1 protein-coding gene, 2 tRNA genes and 3 rRNA genes are annotated in these 6,005 nt (G+C 47.5%); all 6 read right to left on the minus strand.

What is annotated here, in order from left to right; translation table 11 throughout:
• Window positions 1-60 precede the first annotated feature (60 nt).
• Window positions 61-172: ribosomal RNA gene (gene rrf, locus FHW89_RS28530) — 5S ribosomal RNA — on the minus strand.
• A 202-nt stretch (window positions 173-374) separates the two neighbouring features.
• Window positions 375-3,255: ribosomal RNA gene (locus FHW89_RS28535) — 23S ribosomal RNA — on the minus strand.
• Between the two features lie 260 nt (window positions 3,256-3,515).
• Window positions 3,516-3,589, minus strand: a tRNA-Ala gene (locus FHW89_RS28540).
• A gap of 90 nt (window positions 3,590-3,679) precedes the next feature.
• Window positions 3,680-3,754: transfer RNA gene (locus FHW89_RS28545), tRNA-Ile, on the minus strand.
• Window positions 3,755-3,985: 231 nt separating this feature from the next.
• A 16S ribosomal RNA gene (locus FHW89_RS28550) occupies window positions 3,986-5,507 on the minus strand.
• Together the 16S, 23S and 5S rRNA genes with 2 tRNA genes alongside form the textbook arrangement of a ribosomal RNA operon.
• 225 nt (window positions 5,508-5,732) lie before the next feature.
• Window positions 5,733-6,005 (minus strand): hypothetical protein (locus FHW89_RS28555; RefSeq protein WP_172338452.1); only part of this gene is annotated, 273 nt, incomplete at its 5' end.

Here is a 6,005-nt window from a genome sequence, read left to right on the forward strand (position 1 = left end):
CAAAAAAAGCCTCAGCGATATGCTGAGGCTTTAAGTTTTACATCCTTGCTGGATGATAAGATTTGGCACCGACCTACTCTCCCACGTTTTACCGCAGTACCATCGGCTCTGGCGGGCTTGACTTCTCTGTTCGGAATGGGAAGAGGTAGACACCGCCGATATAGGCACCTGAATATTTTTAGTGTTGTAAGTTCTGAGTCTTTAGTTTTTAGTTCCAAGTCATTTCTGACTATGGACTATTGACCATCGACTATGGACTTATTCAACAATGACATATTATTGAAAGAAGTGATTGAGTTAAGAGAAAACAACAGACATTGTTGTTTTTGTTTTGGTGGGGTATGATATTGCTATCATACCCACACGTTTTCTATCTGAAGAAAGCTTCGGGCAATTAGTATTACTCGGCTATGATGTCACCACCTTTAGACCTGTAACCTATCAACGTAGTAGTCTCCTACGACCCTCAATGGAAGTCTCATCTTGTGGCTAGTTTCGCACTTAGATGCTTTCAGCGCTTATCTATTCCCAACGTAGCTACTCTGCAATACAGCTGGCGCCATAACAGATTCACCAGAGGTTAGTCCAACCCGGTCCTCTCGTACTAAGGTCAGCCCCACTCAAACTTCCTACGCCCACAACAGATAGGGACCGAACTGTCTCGCGACGTTCTGAACCCAGCTCGCGTGCCACTTTAATGAGCGAACAGCTCAACCCTTGGGACCTTCTCCAGCCCCAGGATGTGACGAGCCGACATCGAGGTGCCAAACCTCCCCGTCGATATGAGCTCTTGGGGGAGATCAGCCTGTTATCCCCAGCGTACCTTTTATCCTTTGAGCGATGGCCCTTCCATGCAGAACCACCGGATCACTATATCCGTCTTTCGACCCAGCTCGACTTGTCTGTCTCACTGTCAAGCAAGCTTATGCTATTGCACTCCACGTACGGTTACCAAGCGTACTGAGCTTACCTTTGAAAGCCTCCGTTACCTTTTTGGAGGCGACCACCCCAGTCAAACTACCCGCCAAACAATGTCCCCCGTCTTACAGGGTTAGACACCAAATACAGAAAGGGTGGTATTTCAACGTTGACTAACCAACTCCTAGCGAAGCTGGATCACAGTCTCCCACCTATCCTACACATCCTGTATCCGATATCAATGTTAAGTTGTAGTGAAGGTGCATGGGGTCTTTCCGTCCCGTTGCGGGTAACCGGCGTCTTCACCGATACCACAATTTCACCGAGCTCATGGCTGAGACAGCGCCCAGATCGTTACACCATTCGTGCAGGTCGGAACTTACCCGACAAGGAATTTCGCTACCTTAGGACCGTTATAGTTACGGCCGCCGTTTACCGGGGCTTCGATTCAATGCTTCGCCTTGCGACTAACATCCCCTCTTAACCTTCCGGCACCGGGCAGGTGTCAGGCCATATACGTCATCTTTCGATTTTGCATAGCCATGTGTTTTTGTTAAACAGTCGCCTGGGCCTTTTCACTGCGGCTGACATTGCTGCCAGCGCCCCTTCTCCCGAAGTTACAGGGCCATTTTGCCGAGTTCCTTAGCCATGATTCACTCGAGCACCTTAGGATTCTCTCCTCGACTACCTGTGTCGGTTTACGGTACGGGTTTTTATAACCTGAAGCTTAGCGGGTTTTCTTGGAAGTCTGATTACCTGAACTATCTCGTCCCCCGAAGGTTTCAAGTACTATCAGCTTTCAGCATGGTCTGCGTACTTAACTACAGTCCATATACCTACGGCCTTTAACGAACTATTCCGTCAGTTCGCGTCAGTGTCACTACTCCGTCACCGCATCGCAGTTATAAAAAGTACTGGAATATTAACCAGTTGTCCATCGGCTACGCCCTTCGGCTTCACCTTAGGCCCCGACTAACCCTGATCCGATTAGCGTTGATCAGGAAACCTTAGTCTTTCGGTGGGCGGGTTTCTCTCCCGCCTTATCGTTACTTATGCCTACATTTGCTTTTCTATAACCTCCACAGTCGGTTGTCCCTCCTGCTTCACCGGCATATAGAATGCTCCCCTACCAGTGCATTTACATGCAATCCATAGCTTCGGTATACTGCTTGATGCCCGTTTATTATCCATGCCCGATCGCTCGACTAGTGAGCTGTTACGCACTCTTTAAATGAATGGCTGCTTCCAAGCCAACATCCTAGCTGTCTGTGCAATCGGACCTCGTTAGTTCAACTTAGCAGTAATTTGGGGACCTTAGCTGATGGTCTGGGTTCTTTCCCTCTCGGCCCTGGACCTTAGCACCCAGAGCCTCACTCCAGCGTATATTATAAAGCATTCGGAGTTTATCTGGATTTGGTAGGATTTGACTCCCCCGCACCCAATTAGTAGCTCTACCTCTTTATAACTCAACCGCCAGGCTGTTCCTAAAAACATTTCGGGGAGTACGAGCTATTTCCCAGTTTGATTAGCCTTTCACCCCTACCCACAAATCATCCGGAAACTTTTCAACGTTTATCGGTTCGGTCCTCCAGTACCTGTTACGGCACCTTCAACCTGTCCATGGGTAGATCACAAGGTTTCGCGTCTACCTCCCCTGACTATACGCCCTATTCAGACTCGCTTTCGCTTCGGATCCGTGTCTTAAACACTTAACCTTGCCAGGGAAGAGTAACTCGTAGGCTCATTATGCAAAAGGCACGCCGTCACGGATTGCTCCGCTCCGACCGCTTGTAAGTACACGGTTTCAGGTTCTATTTCACTCCCCTGTTCGGGGTTCTTTTCACCTTTCCCTCACGGTACTGGTTCACTATCGGTCTCTCAGGAGTATTTAGCCTTACCAGATGGTGCTGGTAGATTCCCACAAGGCGTCTCCGACCTCGCGGTACTCAGGATTCCACTATCCTATCATTACTTACCCGTACGCAGCTCTCATGCTCTATGGCCGGGTTTCCCACCCCGTTCCGGTTCATTTTGATATTCATGTTGTGGTCCTACAACCCCTGCTATGCCGTAACATAACAGGTTTGGGCTTCTTCCATTTCGCTCGCCACTACTCTGGAAATCACTATTGTTTTCTCTTCCTCTGCTTACTTAGATGTTTCAGTTCAGCAGGTTCGCGCATTTATGCAACTATCCTTCAGATAGTTAGGTTTCCCCATTCGGAAATCCGCGGATCAATTCATATTTGCTGATCCCCGCGGCTTATCGCAGCTTATCACGTCCTTCATCGCCTCTGAGAGCCAAGGCATCCCCCGTGTACCCTTTCTTACTTTCTTCTACTCATACGCCTTTTGCGCCGTATGGTATGTCTTTATTTTAGTTAGTTGTTCGTAGAGTCAGGACTTCAGGATTCAAGAACCAGGACCGAAGTCTTGTCTCTTGTTTCTTGTTATCTTGATTCCAGCCAAACAACGTCCCTATTCTGTTGTTTTCTCTTGTTTCAATTACTTCTTCCAATATGTCAAAGAACTTTACCCCATTCCAATTAAATGGTCATTTGCATGATATCCTATCCCTTTCAGGAAACGGAGGGTTTGTGGAGAATAACGGATTCGAACCGTTGACCCCCTGCGTGCAAGGCAGGTGCTCTAGCCAGCTGAGCTAATCCCCCGAAAAGATTAATGTCGATTTAGTGATTTTGTGAAGGAGTGATTTGATTCACTAATTCACTAATCCAATAATTCACTCATTGCCTTTAGTGTAGTCCCGAGCAGATTTGAACTGCTGACCCCTACATTATCAGTGTAGTGCTCTAACCAAGCTGAGCTACAGGACTTTTTGTTTAGTTTGCAGTACGTAGTTTGCAGTTTGCTTTATAGTTAGCTCTTGTTGCCAACTGCTAACTGCATTACTGCCCACTATGATCTGCCTACCTTATCCTTTGCTCACCTTTCGGCTTCGCTCCACATAGATGGCTTCATCTTTTGGGTTTTCTTTTTGTTTTTTATTTAAGAAATAATCATGTAGGTAACACTTGTTATAGTACTTACTGTGGAAACTGCTCCAGAAAGGAGGTATTCCAGCCACACCTTCCGGTACGGCTACCTTGTTACGACTTAGCCCCAGTTACCGACTTTACCCTAGGACGCTCCTTGCGGTTACGCACTTCAGGCACTTCCAGCTTCCATGGCTTGACGGGCGGTGTGTACAAGGCCCGGGAACGTATTCACCGCGTCATTGCTGATACGCGATTACTAGCGAATCCAACTTCACGGGGTCGAGTTGCAGACCCCGATCCGAACTGTGAACAGCTTTAAGAGATTGGCATCCTGTTGCCAGGTAGCTGCCCTCTGTACTGCCCATTGTAGCACGTGTGTAGCCCCGGACGTAAGGGCCATGATGACTTGACGTCGTCCCCTCCTTCCTCTCTATTTGCATAGGCAGTCTGTTTAGAGTCCCCATCATTACATGCTGGCAACTAAACATAGGGGTTGCGCTCGTTGCGGGACTTAACCCAACACCTCACGGCACGAGCTGACGACAGCCATGCAGCACCTAGTTTCGTGTCCCGAAGGACTAAAGCGTCTCTGCTTTATTCACTAACTTTCAAGCCCGGGTAAGGTTCCTCGCGTATCATCGAATTAAACCACATGCTCCTCCGCTTGTGCGGGCCCCCGTCAATTCCTTTGAGTTTCACCCTTGCGGGCGTACTCCCCAGGTGGAATACTTAACGCTTTCGCTTAGACGCTGACCGTATATCGCCAACATCGAGTATTCATCGTTTAGGGCGTGGACTACCAGGGTATCTAATCCTGTTTGATCCCCACGCTTTCGTGCCTCAGTGTCAATACCACCATAGTAAGCTGCCTTCGCAATTGGTGTTCTGTGACATATCTATGCATTTCACCGCTACTTGTCACATTCCGCCTACCTCTAGTGGATTCAAGCTCTTCAGTATCAAGGGCACTGCGACAGTTAAGCTGCCGTCTTTCACCCCTGACTTAAAAAGCCACCTACGCACCCTTTAAACCCAATAAATCCGGATAACGCTTGGATCCTCCGTATTACCGCGGCTGCTGGCACGGAGTTAGCCGATCCTTATTCTTACAGTACATTCAGCTACTTACACGTAAGTAGGTTTATTCCCGTATAAAAGCAGTTTACAACCCATAGGGCCGTCTTCCTGCACGCGGCATGGCTGGTTCAGGCTTCCGCCCATTGACCAATATTCCTTACTGCTGCCTCCCGTAGGAGTCTGGTCCGTGTCTCAGTACCAGTGTGGGGGGTCATCCTCTCAGATCCCCTAAACATCGTAGCCTTGGTAAGCCGTTACCTTACCAACTAGCTAATGTTCCGCATGCCCATCTTGTTCCTATAAATATTTGGTTATTAAACGATGCCATTCAATAACGTTATGCGGTCTTAATCTCTCTTTCGAGAGGCTATCCCCCTGAACAAGGTAGGTTACATACGTGTTACGCACCCGTGCGCCACTCTCATGGAAAGCAAGCTCTCCAATCCCGTCCGACTTGCATGTATTAGGCCTGCCGCTAGCGTTCATCCTGAGCCAGGATCAAACTCTCCATTGTAAAATGTTTTGTTTGTTCACTGACCCTATTATTAATAATAGAATCTGTATTTGATGAGTGGTCAGTTGTCAGCAGTCAATTTGCATTCACTACTCACTATTCCCTATTCACCATTGTATCTTTATACAGTTTCCCGCTTTCTTATAACGCACCGGAAGGGTTTAGTTTCCGATCGTTACGCTACATGATTTTCTATTTCTTAAAAGAACTTGTCGCTTCACTATCTCAGATCCGCTTGGTATATCTTCTCACTTCTTGCGTCGTGATCAAACTTTCATTTTTTTGTCCGCCAGAATCGCTCTGACTTCTCTTTTTTACCCGGGTTAACTTTCGTTTTCCCATCTTTTGTTTTGCTGCCAAATTCGCTTTGGCTTTCCCTTCTTTCCCACTCAGCGTTTCCGCTTTTTCTTTCCTTCGTTTCGGGAGTGCAAAGGTAGAAACCTTTTTCTTATTTCCAAAACTTTTTTTTCTTTTTTTTATTCTAAGTTTTGACCGCCT

It is taken from the genome of Mucilaginibacter sp. SG564, from assembly GCF_013149275.1.
Classification (GTDB): domain Bacteria; phylum Bacteroidota; class Bacteroidia; order Sphingobacteriales; family Sphingobacteriaceae; genus Mucilaginibacter.